Origin of the sequence: Aeromonas sp. JL9 (genome assembly GCF_024436075.1) — a bacterium.
In the GTDB taxonomy this organism is placed as follows: Bacteria; Pseudomonadota; Gammaproteobacteria; order Enterobacterales; family Aeromonadaceae; genus Aeromonas; species Aeromonas veronii.
The window spans coordinates 6,800-24,062 of sequence record NZ_JANFNV010000044.1; the positions used below are offsets into that span (position 1 = coordinate 6,800).

General features: G+C 57.1%; 7 protein-coding genes and 3 pseudogenes. 6 read left to right on the forward strand and 4 right to left on the reverse strand.

Translation table 11 applies throughout. The features are described from left to right. The coding region (locus NOM06_RS19755) for a VCBS domain-containing protein (RefSeq protein ID WP_255912880.1) at positions 1-6,867 on the forward strand (6,867 nt) is incomplete at its 5' end. 91 nt (positions 6,868-6,958) lie between these two features. Here NOM06_RS19755 and NOM06_RS19760 read toward each other — a convergent pair. Together NOM06_RS19760 and NOM06_RS19765 are read right to left on the reverse strand one after the other, a co-directional pair. After that, positions 6,959-9,889, reverse strand: a complete 2,931-nt coding sequence (locus NOM06_RS19760; protein WP_255912881.1) for an HD domain-containing phosphohydrolase — start codon at positions 9,887-9,889, stop codon at positions 6,959-6,961. 242 nt (positions 9,890-10,131) lie between these two features. Further along, positions 10,132-11,745: a response regulator gene (locus NOM06_RS19765; protein ID WP_255912882.1), complete on the reverse strand. Its 1,614-nt coding sequence runs from the start codon at positions 11,743-11,745 to the stop codon at positions 10,132-10,134. 368 nt (positions 11,746-12,113) lie between these two features. On the opposite strand from NOM06_RS19765, the gene NOM06_RS19770 reads away from it, so the two are divergent. The 5 genes and pseudogenes from NOM06_RS19770 to NOM06_RS19790 form a co-directional block, all read left to right on the forward strand. Continuing rightward, a complete protein-coding gene (locus NOM06_RS19770) occupies positions 12,114-13,268 on the forward strand; it encodes an HD domain-containing phosphohydrolase (protein WP_255912883.1) in 1,155 nt (384 codons plus the stop codon). Between the two features lie 14 nt (positions 13,269-13,282). After that, entirely contained in the window at positions 13,283-13,693 is a 411-nt protein-coding gene (locus NOM06_RS19775; protein WP_255912884.1) for a hypothetical protein, read from the forward strand. 20 nt (positions 13,694-13,713) lie between these two features. Next, a pseudogene (locus NOM06_RS19780) lies at positions 13,714-13,892 on the forward strand (helix-turn-helix domain-containing protein); the annotation flags it as partial. Positions 13,893-14,107: 215 nt separating this feature from the next. Continuing rightward, positions 14,108-14,855, forward strand: a pseudogene (locus tag NOM06_RS19785) (integrase core domain-containing protein); the annotation flags it as partial. 50 nt (positions 14,856-14,905) lie between these two features. Then, a pseudogene (locus NOM06_RS19790) lies at positions 14,906-15,031 on the forward strand (IS5/IS1182 family transposase); the annotation flags it as partial. A 20-nt stretch (positions 15,032-15,051) separates the two neighbouring features. On the opposite strand, the gene tehA reads toward NOM06_RS19790, so the two are convergent. Next, positions 15,052-16,158, reverse strand: coding sequence for a dicarboxylate transporter/tellurite-resistance protein TehA (gene tehA, locus NOM06_RS19795; protein WP_255912885.1), 1,107 nt, complete (start codon positions 16,156-16,158; stop codon positions 15,052-15,054). A 254-nt stretch (positions 16,159-16,412) separates the two neighbouring features. Beyond that, on the reverse strand, positions 16,413-16,982 hold the full coding sequence (gene rclC, locus NOM06_RS19800; RefSeq protein ID WP_255912886.1) for a reactive chlorine resistance membrane protein RclC: 570 nt from the start codon (positions 16,980-16,982) through the stop codon (positions 16,413-16,415). Between the last annotated feature and the right edge of the window lie 281 nt (positions 16,983-17,263).

Consider the following 17,263-nt stretch of genomic DNA (forward strand, 5'->3'; position numbering starts at 1 on the left):
CCGAGCAATGCCGCCTACCATCACCTGACCGCCGGCCAGACGCTGGATCTCGTGATCCCGGTCACCGTCACCGACAGCGCCGGGGCCAGCCACACGCAGAACCTGACCTTCACCATCACCGGTGCCAATGACGGCGCCGTTATCGGCGGTGCCTTCACCGGCGCGGTGACCGAGGACCAGGCCGTCCAGTCCGGTCAGTTACAGGCCTCGGGCCAGCTGAGCATCACCGACGCCGACAGCGGCGAAGACCACTTCATCCCGCAGACCGATGTGCTGGGCAGCTACGGCCTTGGCCGCTTCAGCCTGGACGCGCAGGGCCACTGGAGCTACAGCGCCGACAACAGCCAGAAGGCCATCCAGCAGTTGGGCGTCGGCGCCACGCTGACCGATTCCTTCACCGTGCAGGCTGCCGATGGCACCCAGCACACCGTGATGGTGACGCTGACCGGCAGCAACGACGCGCCGCAGTTTCATCTGCAGGTCGCGCCGGACTACCACCCCGAGCTGGAATCGGGCGATGTCCTGCCCCTGGTCATCAACAATATCGGCTTCAGCCGGGTCGCGCAGTACCTGGACATCCAGCAGATCCTGCAAGGACAGATCCCGATTGGCGCCTATGCCAACACCTGCGTCACGGTGAGCCTGGGTGGCCTGGCACTGATCGGGCCGGACGGGCAGGCGGCCCAGGTCTTCGCTCCCGGCCAGGAGTTCAAGCTGCAGACCCTGGTGGACTGGCAGCAGCAGGGCCCCGGCCACGAGTTCCGCGTGTTCGGGCCCAAGGGCACGACCGGGCTGGACCTCAGCTTCCATGATGCCGGTGACCCCAGCCACATCACCGGGCCGCAGGGCCAGGCCAGCCTCTACGTCAACCAAGTCCACATCTGGCCGCCTTTCCACGCCTGGCAGGCCAGTACCAGCACCGGGGCAGCCGGTGACAGCGGCCTGCTGACTGCCACCGAGGGCGGCGCTGCCTTGAGTGGCCAGTTCCACGCCAGCGATATCGATGTGGGCGACACCCTGAGCTACAGCCTGGGGCACCCGGTGGACGGCTTCACACTGAACGCCGATGGCAGCTACAGCTTTGACCCAAGCCATGCCGCCTACCATCACCTGGCTGCCGGCCAGAGCGAGACGCTGAGCATTCCCATCATCGTGACCGACAGCGCGGGGGCTAGCACGACGCAGACCCTGAGCATCCTGCTCAGGGGCGCCAACGACGCCGCCACCTTCGGCGGGGTCGAGACCGGCGCCACCCAGGAAGACCGGCCCGATGCACTGAGCGGCCAGCTCACGGTGGCCGATGCCGACGATGGCGAGGCCCACTTCATCGCGCAAAGCGGCACGGCGGGCAGCTATGGGCAGTTCAGCCTTGATGAAAACGGCCAGTGGCACTACCAGATCGACAACAGCAAGCCCGAGGTGCAGGCCCTGCGCGACGGCCAGAACGTCACCGACAGCTTCACCGTGCGCAGCGCCGACGGCACGGCGCACACGGTCAACATCAGCATCGCCGGCAAGAACGATGCGGCGGTCATCACCGGTGAGGACCACCAGACCCTGACCGAGGACCAGAACGTCAGCGGCGGCCAGCTCGTGGCCCACGGCCAGCTGCATGCCAGCACGCCTGACGCCGGCGGCGACCAGTTCACGCCCCTCGCCGACTTGGCCGGCAAGTTCGGCCACCTGAGCTTGAGTGCAGACGGCAGCTGGGTCTACAAGGCCGACAACAACAGCCCCGCTGTGCAGGCCCTGCACGCCGGGCAAAGCGCCACCGAGAGCTTCACCGTGCACAGCGTTGACGGCACGGCCCACACCCTGAGCCTGAGCATCCAGGGCGCGGACGAGCCCCGGCACGACATCTGGTCCAGCATCGTCAGCACGCTCAAGAGCAACTGGGCGCCTTACAACCTGATCGGCCACGCCATCGATGCCGGGGATGTCGGCGCCCTGGGCTCCGTGAGGTTGGCCTTCACCAGCGGCAACCCGAGCGTGGTGGATGCCAACGGCCATGTGCTGGCCAGCGGCAGCGATCTCGGCATGTTCGGCCACGACATCAGCATCGGTCAGGTGGTGGACCTGCTGAAGAGCCACCCGGGTGCCCAGTTGGTGCTGGACGGCAACGTCGGCGGCAGCAGTGGCTTCTATCTGCACGACAGCGGCAACGTGATGGAGCTGCACTTCCGCGGCCTGTCCCACTACAACCAGGCCAACAACCCCATGGGCCAGGTGCCCATCGACGGCCTGCCCACCGCCTTGAGCGCGGCGGGAGCCGTGCCTGATGTCAGCGACTCGCTGACCATCTCGGTCACCGACATCAGCGTCGATCACGCCGGCCAGCTGCAGACCAGCGGCCAGCTCAGCATCAGCGACGCGGATGCCGGCGAGAACCACTTCAACTCGCAGAAGGATGTGGCCGGAACCTACGGCAGCTTCAGCATCGATGCCAGCGGCCACTGGGTCTACAGCGTGGACAACGGCCAGGCGGCGGTGCAAAACCTGCAGGCCGGCGCCCAGCTGACCGACAGCTTCATGGTGACCAGTGCGGATGGCACCAGCCATGTGGTCTCGGTCGCGGTCTACGGCAAGAATGACGCCCCTGTGCTGCTGGCGCAAAGCCAGTCGGTGAGTGAGGACGGCGCCCTGCTCAGCGGCCAGATGCACGCCAGCGACGCGGATGCGGGCGACACCCTGAGCTTCCGCATCGATCAGCCGGTGGCTGGCTTCACCCTGAACGCCGACGGCAGCTACAGCTTCGACCCGTCCAACGCGGCCTATCAGCATCTGGCCGCCGGCCAGACCGAGACCCTCGTGATCCCGGTGTTCGTCACCGACCCTATGGGCGCAACTGCGGTGCAGGACCTGAGCATCACCCTCACCGGCAGCAATGACGGCGCCGTGATCGCCGGGGATGTCCGCGCCGCGTTGAGCGAAGCCACCGCGCAATCGGCCAGCGGCCGGCTGAGCATCAGCGATGCGGACGATGGCCAGGCCCATTTCGTGGCGCAAAGCGGCACGGCTGGCAGCTACGGCAGCTTCACGCTGCTGGACGATGGGCAGTGGAGCTATCAGCTCGACAACAGCAAGCAGGCGCTGCACGCCCTCAAGGACGGCCAGACGGTCACCGACACCTTCACGGTGTCTAGCGCCGACGGCAGCCAGCAACAGGTGAGCGTCACCATCACCGGCAAGAACGACGCCGCCGTCATCACCGGCGACGATCAGCGGACGGTGACAGAAGACCAGAATGTCGATGGCTATGGCAATCTGCATGTCACCGGCCAACTGCATGCCGATGACCCCGATGGCAGCGCCGGGCTCCTGCAGTTCCAGCAGCAGAACGGGGTGCAGGCGGCCTACGGGCGCTTCACCCTCAATGCGGACGGTTATTGGCTTTATGAAGCTGACAACAAAAACCCCGCCATCCAGCAGCTCAAGAGCGGCGAATCGCTGACCGACACCCTGACCGCGCACAGCGCCGATGGCACGCCGCACACCATCACCGTCACCATTCAGGGGCAGGACGATGCTGCCGCCTTTGTGCCGCAGGCCCAGGCCGCGCAGGTGAGTTCGGCCGATGTCTACACCATCATCGGCGTGCAGCTCTTGTCCAGCCCGCACCGCGAGTTCCAGTTCATGGCCGAGGTGCTGCTGGGCAACACCGACCCGCGCAGTTACGCCACGGCGGAAATGTCCTTCACCAACACCGGCGTGGCGCTGCGCGCGCCCGACGGCAGTCTGGCCAGCGTTTACCACGCTGTAGGCGGCATGACGACGGTGCCGCTGATGGAATTGAGGAACTGGCACAACAAGGGCCAGGGTTATGAAGTGGTGCTGGTGGACGCCACCGGCATGCCGGTCAATGTCTTCCCTCACGACGCCGGCGACCCCGACAAGATGTCGGGCTTCAACCAATATGTGACCGGTTTCAGCGGACCCTTCAATGCGGCCGCTGTGCTGTACCCGGACATGCAGGCGGCCAGCAGCGGCGGCGCGGTGCAAGGCGGCGCCTTTGTGCCGGCCATGCCCCCGGTGCTCTACGACGCGGCGCATGTGCTGGAAGACAACGGCCAGCAAATCTCAGGCTTCATCGAGGTGCAAGACGCCGACAAGGGCCAGTCGTCCATGCAGCCGATAACCGACCACCACGCGGCGCACGGCCGCTTCAGCATCGATGTCAACGGCGACTGGGTCTACCAGCTCGACAGCAGCCGCCCCGATGTTCAAGCGCTGAAAGACGGCCAAACGCTGATCGACACCATCACCGTGCACAGTGCCGACGGCACGCCGCATGCGGTCAACATCACCATCCACGGTCAGAACGACAGCGCGGTGATCAGCGGGGCCGACACCGGCAAGGTGGTGGAAGATCAGAACGTCAGCGCCGCCGGCAGTATCGAAACCCAGGGTCAGCTTTTGCTGGCCGACGCCGATGCTGGTGAAGCTGTGTTCGTGGCACAGGCCAACGCTGCGAGCAGCTATGGCGTATTCAGCTTTGATGACGACGGCCACTGGCGTTACAGCGTCGACAGCAGCCAGGCCGCCATCCAGCAGCTCAAGGCCGGTGCCACCCTGAGCGACAGCTTCACGGTGCACAGCGTCGACGGCACGGCGCATACCGTCAGCGTCACCATCACCGGCAGCAATGATGCGCCGGTCCTCACGGCGCAGAGCCAGGCGCTGGACGGCGGCGGTGCACTCTATCAGGGCCATATGAGCGCCACGGATGCCGATGTTGGCGATGCCCTGAGCTTCAGCACCACGGCCACGGTGGCGGGCTTTACCCTGCACGCCGATGGCAGCTATCAGTTCGACCCCTCGGGTGCGGCCTACCAGCATCTGACAAGTGGACAATCGCAGAATGTAGTCATTCCGATCACGGTCACCGACAGCGCGGGTGCGACCAGCACGCAAAACCTGACCCTCACCGTCACCTCGGCGGCCCATGGTGCGGTGATCAGCGGCGCGACCAGCGGCAGCCTGAGCGAGGATGGCAGCAGTGCTGTGGCCAGCGGCCAGCTGAGCATCGTCGACCCCGATGCGGGCGAGGCGCATTTCATCGCCCAGGCCAATGTGTCAGCCCAGCACGGGCATTTCAGTCTGCAGGACAACGGCGCCTGGACCTACACGCTGGACAACAAGGATGCCGCCGTGCAGGCCCTGAAGGCCGGCGAGAGCTTCAGCGAACATCTGACGGTCAAGAGCGTCGATGGCACGACCCATGTGCTGACGGTCACCGTGCAGGGCAGCAACGACGCGCCGGTGCTGCAGGCGCAGAGCCAGTCGGTCACTGAGGATGGCAGTCAGCTGCACGGCAAGATGGTGGCTCAGGATGCGGACCACGGCGATGCGCTGCGCTTCAGCACGCCCAATGCAGTGGGCGGCTTCACGCTTAATGCCGACGGCAGCTACAGCTTCGACCCCAGCCACCATGACTACCAGAGCTTGGGGGCGGGCCAGACCCGTGACATCGCCATCCCCATCACCGTCACCGACAGTGCCGGGGCCACGGCCACCCAGATGCTCAACGTCCACATCACGGGCCGTGACGACCGCACCTCCATCTATGGCGTGGACAGCGGCAGTGTGCAAGCCGGCGTGCATCCCGAGGCCTCGGGCGATCTGCACGCTAGCGATGACGATGCCGGCCAGAGCGGTTTCCGGGCTGGCACGGTCAATGGCAGCTTCGGCCGCCTGAGCATCGATGCCCAAGGCCACTGGAGCTACCGGGTCGACGAAAGCGACCCCTTCGTCATGCACCTGCTGCCCAACTCCCACTTCACCGAACAGGTGACGGTGCACAGCGTGGATGGCACCGCCCATGACATCGAGATTGAGGTCAGCGGCGCACCGGGTGGCGGCCAGCTCAGTGCGCCGGCGGACAGCGTCACTGTCCAGCATGTTGCCTTGCCGCAGGTCTGGGATGCCTACCAGGCGCAGACCGGCGGGCATGAGTTGTTTGCCGGGATCTTGGCCGCCGTCCGGGCTGGCGGCTACCAGTACCAGGCCCTGGCCGACGAGCTGGACAAGGGCAACCTCGCCACCTTTGCCAATCTGGATCTCAGCATCGCCGGCGCGCGCGTACAGGTGATCGATGCCGCCGGCAATCTGGTGCAGAGCTTCACCCCGACCGCCGAAAACGCCGCCACATTGCACATGAGTGATGTGCTGTTCTGGCATGCCCAGGGTCACCATATCGTCGTTGCCAGCGATAGCGGCCAGGACGTCGACACCGCGCGCATGTGGCTGCACAACACCGGGGACATGCACAGCATTCAGGTGATGCTGCCCAACGGCAATGGCTTCACGGCCTGGTCCGATCAATGGACCGTTGGTGAATTGTCGCTAAATGTCATGCCTGCGCCAGTACCAGTTGTCGCATCTGATGAACAGAGTGTTGATCTTACGGATATGCCGCCAAGCCAATCCGATCAAGTGAATATAGAGGTCACTCCCGTTGCCGAGCATGATGCACCACAACAGTTGATACCTATTTTGGCAGACATGACAGCGTCAGATGGTGATTCAAAAGGCGTTGATATCAATGACGAGCAACCGATGAGCATAGCGTCTCATGTAGTGGATTATTGGCAGTTTGCCGACCTGTCCGATGTTGCGCAGCGAGACAAGTCAGACGGGCATCCGTTTGCTGATCAGGTTTCGGGTTATCTGGATGCTGCGGGTATTCACGTTGAGGGGGGGGCGCAGGTGATGCCGCCAATGCCGCCGGTCGAAGCGCTCATTGATGATCATGTGAACGGGATAAATGATGAACACCACATGACATCACTGGACGAGTCTGTTAATTGTAGTGAAACGAGTGAGTCGTTGCTTGCGCCAGAGGAGCCCAGTCATCAGCATCACGGTTAATTTAGTGCACCAAGTGGTGCGCCTGCATGGTTGGTAGTAGCAATATGAAAGGAAGAGGCCGCTATTGCGGCCTCTTCAGTGATAAGTAGTTTTACACCTTATGGGAGACGTTGCTGGCCAGATAAGGTGTGATATCCACCTCGTCGATGAGTTCTGGGCTCATGTATCGTTCGGCATAGCGCAGGTAGACGCCGGAGCGGAGAAAGAGGGCAAACAGTTCGGGGTCGATATGGTGATCCTGTTGCATGAATCCCATGATGCGTATGGCCTCCGAAAGGGACTTGGCCTTCTTGTAGGGGCGATCGCCGGCGGTCAGCGCCTCGAAGATATCAGCGATGGCCATCATTCGGGCGGGAATGCTCATTTCGTCCCGTTTCAGCCGCTTGGGATAACCGGTGCCATCCATCTTCTCGTGGTGTCCCCCTGCGATTTCCGGCACCTGTTTCAGATTGGCGGGGAAGGGGAGTTTGTCGAGCATGATGATGGTCTGGATCATGTGCTCATTGATCTTGTAGCGCTCCTCGTCAGTGAGGGTGCCCCGGCGGATTGCGAGGTTGTAGAGCTCGCCGCGGTTATAGAGGTATTCGGGGGTGTTGACCTGAAATCCCCAAGGGTTGTCAGGGGCAAGGCGGTCGCGGCTGCTGCGGGTGAAGAGGTGATCCGGGCGATCGGCCAACAAGGGTTCGGTGACCGGCAGCGGTGACTCCGCTTCCCGCTGTTTGCGTGCCAGTTCATCCTGAGAGATACCCATCCGATCGGAGAGCGTGCGCTGCCAGGTACGGCCTGCGATCTGTTGCAGCCTTGCAATATCTTCTGTGGCCATAAATTCGCCCCCTTCATTGCAGCGGGCGATGAAGGCAAACTCTTCATCCAGCTGTTGCCACTGTTTTTGCAGCGTGGCCTGTAACTCGGTCTCATCACCCCCATGCAGACGTGCCTGCCAGTAGGCAATCTCGGCATCCCGTTTCAGCACTTCAAAGCGCATCCTGACCTCGTGAATGCGATCACACAGGGTTTCCAGCTTGGTGGCTTTGTCGACCACAAACTCCGGGGTGGTAACTTTGCCGCAATCGTGCAGCCAGGCCGCAATATGTATTGCTTCCCACTGTTTTTCATCGAGCGAGAAGTGTTGGAAGGGGCCATCTTTGGCCTCACATGCCGCTTCTGCCAGCATCTTGGTTAGTTCGGGGACTCGTTGACAGTGGCCACCGGTATAGGGGCTCTTGGCATCGATAGCCCCTGCGATGAGCTGGATAAAGGCTTCCAGTAGATTGCGCTGCTCCTCCAGCAGTCGCTGGGTGGTGAGCGCCACGGCGGTGGTGGAGGAGAGCGCTTTGACAAATGCCATCCGCTGCGGAGTTAGGGGCTTCTTCTGTTCATCTATCAGAAACACCAGGGTGCCGAGTAGTTGGCCATCGCGATTTTTCAGGGCTATCGGCCAGAAGGTCAGTGGAGTGTCGCTCTCCTCAATGTAGGGAAACAGGATCTGCAATTCGCTGGTGACCAATGCAACGGGTTCAAGTTCCACTCCCTGCAAGCTCCGGAACAGCGGATGGTTTGGCTGGTTGGAAGTGCCAATGCGGTGAGTTGGTTTCTGTTCCTGTACCTCGCCATTCCAGCACAATCCTGCCAGTTCCAACGTTTTGTTACTGTTATCGGAGAGATAGAGCATGCAGCCTGTTGCTCCTGTCAGTTGCTGCATTTCGGTCAGTAGCCGCACCAGCAAGCGGGGGAAGCTGGTCTCGCTGGATAGTGATGTGGAAAGCTGCAAAAAGCGCTGAATTGTCGATTTCATGTTACCCATGGCCTGGGAGAGATCGATGATTTCGGCAATATAAGTGTTGACCCTGACTGGGTCGTTGAAGTCGAAGCTGGCAATTTTCTCCGCCTCTTGCGTCAGGGCATCGAGGGGCCTAGCGGCGGTTCTGGCCAGCACGATGGCGGCGAAGAGGGCCAGGATCAGAAAAAAACCTGACAGAAGGAAGGTCTGATTGCGAATGGTGATGGCGGTGGCCAGCAACTCATCGACAGGCGCCGCAATCCAGAGTGATAGCTGAGATTCATCCGCTTCCGGCAGCTCAATGTGCATCCCTTGCCAATCATGCCCTTCTGATTGGAACGTCAGTTTATCAATACTCTGGCGTTGGCTGGCATCGATCAGATGTTGAAGCATGGGGAGGTCTGCCTCAGCGACCTTGGCTAGCCGATATGCACCGTTCTCACCGTGAATGATCATGCCGCCTTTATGACTGGTAACCAATTCCCCCATCTCATTGACGATGGCCAGTCGCATATTTGGGGTGATCATGGCAGATTTGAGCAAGCGCTCGATGGATCGCAGACTCAGGTCTACCCCGATGACGCCAGCCCCGTTCTGCATCGGTTTGGCAAAACTCAGGTTGATTTCCTGAGTATCGATCGAGATATAGGGTGGGGTTTGCACCAGTCGTCCGGCCTGCTTGGCTTGAATAAACCATGGGCGCTCTCTGGCATCAAAGAGCTGCCCTGATACCTGTTTGTGCTCGATGATGGCGAGATTGTCGGTCAGTGCGAAGATATCGGTGAGGGTTGTGGTCTCTTGGTGCCGGACGCTTTTCACGATCCAGCGGGTATTGGGGGGAGGGGCCAAGCGTTGCACCTCTGTGTCGGCAGGCCAGCGCATGAGCCAGAACATATCGCCGTTGTGGTAGCCGGCATAAACTCCGTTGGCTGATGGCTGTCCTGTTAGCAGAGTCGCCATGAATGGAATGCTCGCCATACGCGCATTGAGTGTGGTCGCCTCGATCAAGCGCTGCTGGGCGAGCATATTGGCGCTCAGAGCCGCAGGTCGAAACAGCCCCTCCAGCTCTTGAGTCGTCAGTTGACCGATCAGGCTGAATCTATCTTCTGCTTCCTTCATCAACATTATTTTAGTTTGTTGGTATTGGTGGCCGAGGGTGATCAGAGCAAACACCAGCAACAAGCCCAAAAAAAGATGGGCAATATGGACATACAAGGGGATAACGCGGCGAAAGAGATTCATGTTATCTCCTTAATTGATGAGGCTGTGAGATGTAAAATAAAAACGGGAGCTTGGCTTGCTTTATGGTATTCGCCTTTTCTGCTGCGTGCATGAGAAATCTCCCGTTGCGTTAAATCACATCACGACAGTTAATGGAAATGAAGCGAGCAATCCTTTGCCCTTTATTCACCCACCACAGAAACAGAAAGTCATTAGCGACGATATCGCGATGTCGCGGCTGAGCATGTGCATCTTGACTCGGCTCACTCCGGATATGGATTGAAATCCGCTCTTTGAGGGAAGAGCGTCGAGATATTCAGCAACCGGGTCTCTTCATCGAGCGACACCGTTACGGTGGCGCCATGGGCTTCCAGCATAATTTTGCCATGGTAGCCATTGTAGCTGATACGTTCTTCACTGTTGGGTGATGAATTCTTATCGAATAATAACGGAACGTTACTGCTATCCAGTACCGTAGTACAATCAATATTCAAGATAATGCTGTCAGGGTTTTTCAGGCAGACAATCTCTATTCTAGAAGATGGCACGGCATGGTCACATGCTAGCCGTAGCAAGATTTGAAACGCGGAATAACAGAGAAACTCGTCGCCTGCGATGAATAGCTCGTCATAGAGATAATTTTTTGGTTTAGTCAGCTTGATATCGAGTTTTTTCTCGGCATAGAGATTTTTGAATTGCACCGAGAGCCGATTGAAAATATCAAAGAGCTGGACTTTACCCGCTTTCAAAACAAACGTGCCGGTTTCAATTTTGTAGAGCTCGGTGGCCAGACGGGTTAATTCCAGAGCATCCGTCACAGATTTTCTGGTGATGGATAGCTGGGTTTTTTGGATCATGTTTAGCGATGAGTCGGCTGCCAGCTCTTCCAGCAGGTGTAGCGCATTGAGCAGGGGTTCCCGGATTTCATAGCGGATATTGAACTCGAGGCTCTCTTTGAGCGCGTTGAGTTCAAGCATCTGATCGAACTCTTTTTGCAGATCTCTTCTGGCATGTACTAGCCGCATCAGATTGGCAATGCGAAAACGCAGCATCTCGATGTCGATCGGCTTTGTGATAAAATCAACAGCGCCAAGTTTCATCGCCCGTTTACGGGAATAGATATCATCCAGTGCCGTCATAAAGACGATGGGGATGTGTTCTGAGTGGGGATGTTCACGCAAAATTCTGGCGACATCGAACCCGTTCAGATTGGGCATCATGATATCGAGCAGCACTAGATCGGGGGGATTATCCGATTGGCATATCCTGATCGCCTTTTCGCCATCCTTGACCAGCTTGAGATGAAACTCTTTGCGAAATACCGAGGTGATCAGCATCAAATTATCGGGAACATCGTCAACCACCAGAATGGTGGGGCTGTCCTGATTGCTGGCGACCAGATCGCTGTTGGAAAAACGGTGCAAACGACCGAATTCGCATTGCGAGAGTGGGGGTTGCGATTGGCTGGTTGCCGACAGCAGCCGGGTGATCCTGGTTTTAAGGGTATCGGGTTTGAGCGGGGTCAAAATAATGTCAGAGACTTTCGCTTGGACGAATTTTTCGATCAATGGGCGATCGGTCCCTGAGGTCAGGGTCAAAAAAGGCAGTGTGTGATGAGGCGCCGTACTGCGAATTTTTTTCAGCAGCGTCAGCAGATTCTTTGAGTCGATATCGATATTGCAGATGATCATGGCGGCGGGACCATCAGTCATGCAACGTTCCAGCACCTCGACACTCTCTGCTACCGTAATCTCGCTTATGCCAATAGCACGTAACTGATGGCAGAGCGCATCACTGTGCACATTATCTTTTTCCAGTACCAGCGTGGGGCCAGAAATTATGTTTGCTATATCCATATGGCTATCTGATGTGCCCATCTGTCGCTGTATCCTGCCAGCTCATTTTTAGCATGATAATATAGGGTGCATGACCTTGGTCAACTGATACCTTTACTACCTTGTGCAAGAGATTTGAATCCGCATGCAGGCACATATCTCCAGCTGATTTAAAACATCAACCTGATGTGACTACAGCAGTTGGCGCGGACCCTCTTGTGATACGCGCAGTGGTCACTATCCAATATCCGCTAGTCTCCGTTTTTTCTTTCGTTTTGGCTCTATCTATTGTGGTTAGAACGCATATTTCAATCGGGTTGTCATGGCTGCCAGCCGGGGGATCCGTTATGGTGTGAAGAAGGGCTGGCAAGGTTCGCAGCCTTCCATCATGGCAGGGAGAATCACGAGATATGGAACATCTTGCCCTCGACGCAGTGCGTCCTGTGGTGCTGGTTGTTGATGATGATACCGGCACCCTCAATTTGATGAATGCACTGCTCCGTGGACGCTACCGCATCAAGCTGGCAACCACGGGTCGCAAGGCGCTGGAAATTGCCCGTGCCGACACGCCTCCCGACCTTGTGCTGCTCGATATCATGCTGCCTGATCTGGATGGCCATGAGGTGTGTCGTCAGCTGAAAGCTGATCCGCAGACTAGCGAGATCCCGGTGATCTTTCTGACCGCCATGGCGCAAACCGAAGATGAGCGGCGGGGTTTTGCACTGGGGGCCGCCGACTACATCACCAAACCCATCAGTCCGCCGATCCTGTTGGCACGCATTGACACTCACCTGATGCTCAAACGAGCTGCAGATCAACTGAGGGCATCTCATAATCAACTGGCGTTTCCGCATGCCGGGCAATCAACGCCTCACCACGCCCTTGCGCAAGGTGCCATCATGTTGCTGGCGACGTTTGCCGAGCAGCGTGCGCTTGAGGTTCAATCTCATGCCTCGTATACCCAATCCTGCCTTAGGAGGCTGGTTTACCAGCTGGCGAACCAGTTGCACTATCGGGATGCGTTGGCTGGGCTTGATGTCGAGCTGCTTTGTCAGGCCGCTCTACTGCGGGATGTGGGGATGCTAAGTGTTCCGGAAGCCGTGCAGTGCAGCTCAGCGCCGCTGACTGCTTCAGAGCGTAAGCAGATCCTCCGCCATCCTGAGTGGGGAGAAGTTACGATCGCACGGCTGGCGAGGCTGGTTGAGGAGTCTGTTACTGCTGAGAACCTGGTGGAAGCGCGTTGTGCCGATAACCGTACCAATGGGCCACTTATAGGTTTTGACCTTGCCAGGATACTGGCTCGTCATCATCACGAGCGCTGGGATGGCACCGGCTATCCCGATGGCCTGGCGGGAGAGGATATCCCGTTGGTGGCCCGTCTGATGGCCATCGTCGATGTGTATGTCGCCCTGCTTAGTGAGCGGCCTTATCGTCCGTCCTTCTCCCGCGAGGAGGCGCTTGTGCTGATGATGGCTGGGCGAGGCAGTCAGTTTGATCCTCTGCTGCTTGATTACTTTGTCGCATTGGCGCCGACACTGCCATCTCCTGTCGGACTGGTTGACTGAGCGTGCTACACACCATGAAATCCCGTTTCGGGCACATTGCCGCCGTGCTGTTGCTCTCCCTGATGTTGGCCACGCTGGTCGATGCCTTCTATCTGGAGCTGGAGCGGCAGGAGTATCGCCAGTCGCTGGATACCCGCATTCAGCGCGAGGGCGACAATCTGCAGCAACTTACCCTCTCAAGCAAAGGGATGGGGGCGGTGCAACTGGCTGGCCGCCTCAACCGCGAGATCCAGCAATCGTCACTGCTCGAGCGGGGGGAGCTGAGCCCGAGCGAAGCTCTGCAGGTGTTGGCGCATGGGGTGAAGGCCAATCATGCCTTTGTTACCAATAAAGCAGGGGTGATTGTCGGTGATTGGGATGCGCTTGGTCGCCATGTCGTCGGGCAGGATGTGTCGTTTCGCTCCTATTTCAGGCAAGGTGTATGAAGATGGTATTCACCTGACAGTTGACCACCAACGCGAAAGTAGCACGTCGTAAACTCAGCCTCTGCTAGAACTCGCCAAAGAGCTCAATAACGTCAGCAAAGCCAGCAAGCTCATCGGCTACAGTCGTCAGCATTTCTACGAAATCCGTCGTAATTACCAGACCTATGGTGCCGAGGGCTTGCTCGACAAACTGCCCGGCTGTAAAGGCAATGCTGTTCAGATAAGCACTTTTTTGACTGATTATTCATAAATTGGATTTGAGTTGGGGAGCAAGGCTGTGTCCAGTCTATCTTCCTCCAGTCTTTATCCAGCGGGGCTTGCAATAGAAAGAGGGAGGCATCATGCCTCCCTCGCTTTTTTTGTCCTGATACTACGTGGACTGGAACTCAAATTCTCTTAAGTGAACAGCATTGCGGCTGTAAAGGGGCTCATCCCAACCGAGTCGCTCCCGAGATTGAGCAGGCCATCCTCGATTACTCCCTCACCAGGCCTACTCACGGCCCGCTGCGGGTCGCGTAAGAACTGGCTCTGCAAGGTATCAACGTCAGTGCCGGTGGGGTGCGTGGTGTGTGGCAACGGCACGACTTGCTCTCCAAACACGACCGCTTGCTGTGCCTCGAAAAACCCACCGGGAGCAGAGCATTGAGCTCAAGGGCGTGGGCAAGGTGTATCTACAAACCGTGCTGGACTGCTATAGCCGCCACGCTTGGGGGCGGCTCTACACAGCAAGCTGCCGGTGACCTCGGTTCATGTACTCAATGAAACGGTGCTGCCGTTTTTCGAAGCCCACGAGGCACGGGTCTATACCATCTTGTCGGACAACGGGCGCGAGTTCTGTGGACGCCCTGACCATCATCCCTACGAGCTGTTCCTGCAACTGGAGGGAATTGAACACAGGACAACCAAGGTACGCAGGCCGCAGAGCAACGGCTTTATCGAGCGGCTGCATCGAACATTGCTGGATGAACACTTCCGTATCAAGGGGAGAACGACTTAGTATGAGTCGGTAGAACAGATGCAGACAGACCTGGATAGCTACCTGGAGCACTACAACACCCAGCGGCCACATCAGGGCAGGATGAAGGAGGGACAGACGCCCTACAGCATGTTCAAGCAGGGTCTGAAATTGATACCGAAAGAAGTGCACACTAAAGTAGCGTAAACAAGACACCGGTTTGAGGCCGGTGTCTTGTGATAAATAGATCTGTACAGGTGGAGAACGCCTTTCTTCATCTGAAACAATGGCGAGGAATTGCGACCTTATACACCAAAAACACGAGTTCGTATTTGGCCGCTGTACAGTTCCGATGCACGTATTTATGGTCCTCAATTTTATGACGACAGCCCCTAGGCGATTACTATTCTAACTCTGGGGGCGCCGATGCTTGCTTGGGGGGCGGTGGTGTTGGTGCTGAAAACAGCTTTCCTGAGGTGAGCAACATCAGCGTCATCAGAAATAGACTCGCGATGAAGACGTTGGCGAAAATAAAGAGGATGGGCGCGAGTATAGAGATTGCTCCGCTATCGCCATTTCCGACCAGCCGAAGTGGCGCTGCAGCAATCGCAGTCACGCCGAAGCTGAAGGCCCAGAGGCCGGGCACCGCGCCGGCTTCGGCAATCCAAGGGGAAAGCCGCGCGAGAATCAGCAGTTGGAGCAAGCCGTAGCCGATTAGAGCATGGGCGAATATATCAGGCGTGCCACCGCTGACCGCGATGTAAGCCAGCGCGCCGACGGGGGCTGGGGCAAGCTGGATACCGAGCGTAGTGCGTAGTTCGGCCGGCGTCGTAGGCCCAGTCAACAGGCGGTTCAGCAGCACCGATTCCATTGCAAGCCAAGAGAAGATGCCTGCACCGAAGGAGAGTTGGCCCCAGTCGGCATGGCCGAGAGAGGTCACCACCGTTGCCGTGATAAAGCTGCCTGCAACGGTCGGCAAGTAAAGCACTGCTGTGGTCGTGCCCGACTCGCGTTCACCATGCCAGAGCTGTCCGGTGCGCCAGACGCCGAAGCCGAGCGTGAAGAGGAAGCCGGCAACAAAGAGGATGTGAGCACCAGTTTGCCAATGTGGCAACAGTCCGCCCGCAATCAGCATGGTGGACACACCGGCGAGGCCAATGAAACAACAGAGTATAGGATGCGCGGCTTCAGCAGCAAGCTGCTCCGGTGCGTGCATGGCCTTGGAAATATAGAGGGCAGTAAGCGCTAGCCAGACAATACCTGCGATGAGGTAGATAAGTTCAGCAATACCGGATGGAAGCTGCCAGGCCTGCGCTGCGGCACGCCAAGCATTGGCGAGGCCCGCAAGTCCAAGGATGATGCCGAAATACCCTGCTGGTACATTGATGACCAGTTTAGAGAAGCTGCGCGGTGACGGCGATATAGTGGTGAATGCGTGGTCTGACTGCATGGTAGTGCTGCCTTGAACGAAGAAGGTGATGAAGCTGGGCGATAGGAATTTCAATTCCACTTTTCGAATTTTTCTCGTACGTACCGATCCTAGTCAATCATGAATTCGTGTGCAAGCTGCCTGGCTGTCCCTTAAAACTCGTTCAGGAATGTCCTTTGTCTATGCCAGTGTAACCGTTTATCGACAGGGACTTGATGCATACAACTCGGCAGGGATTGTATTTATAGTGATGTGATATATATCAGCGTATAAGGAGTGAGCCTAAAAGGCCACACCTATATAAGGTGTGGCAAATGTAGGCAGTAGTTGAATAATCAACGTCTATTAGCGAGCAACGTCTTAGCTGAATCAATCATTGCAACATAGCCACAGGCTGACATCATTATATCTTTTAATACCAGCCGGCCTGCTCCAGATAAGTATGGGAAGCCATAATGTAAATCTCCCATATTTTGAACCCATGTCTCCGGTGTAAATACTAAAAAGCTGTAAGTGATAAATGGAGTTAGAAAAGCCATAATCGCACCCACAAGACCAAGTAATGGGAATTTGAAATTGGCTAAAATAAATATTGCAAAAATTATTTCAACAATGCCCAGTCCATTGGAGTAACCATAAGTATTATTCAACTTATGCCACGCCTTGTTTTTCGAAATCAATTCTCCTTCATGATTTAGATACGATTTATATTCTTCTGGATACTCGTAGAAGAAAGACATAAAGGGACTGTTTGCAACAAAGGGTGTGATGCTTTCTGATTCATAGGGAATGAATTTCAACAATCCGATCCATATAAATACCACACCTATTGCGATGCGACAGAGATTAGCTCCTGAATGTTCACTTTTAGAAATCATTCTTAAAAAATTATTGAATGCCAACATGCTTACCCCTTAAAGTATTTTTATCTATAGCTAAGAATGCTTTATATTATTCTTTACGCCATTCCATTTTCCCGTTATTACAATACCGCCTTAACTCAGGCTGCTTCGGTTGACATAAGCTTGAATTCGTAATCCAGAGCAGGGTAAGCAGTACACCACGAAGAGTGACAGAAAGCCTTTTTCATATCACAGCATAATGACTTCTGACTTCTGACTTCTGACTTCTGACTTCTGACTTCTGACTTCTGACTTCTGACTTCTGACTTCTGACTTCTGACTTC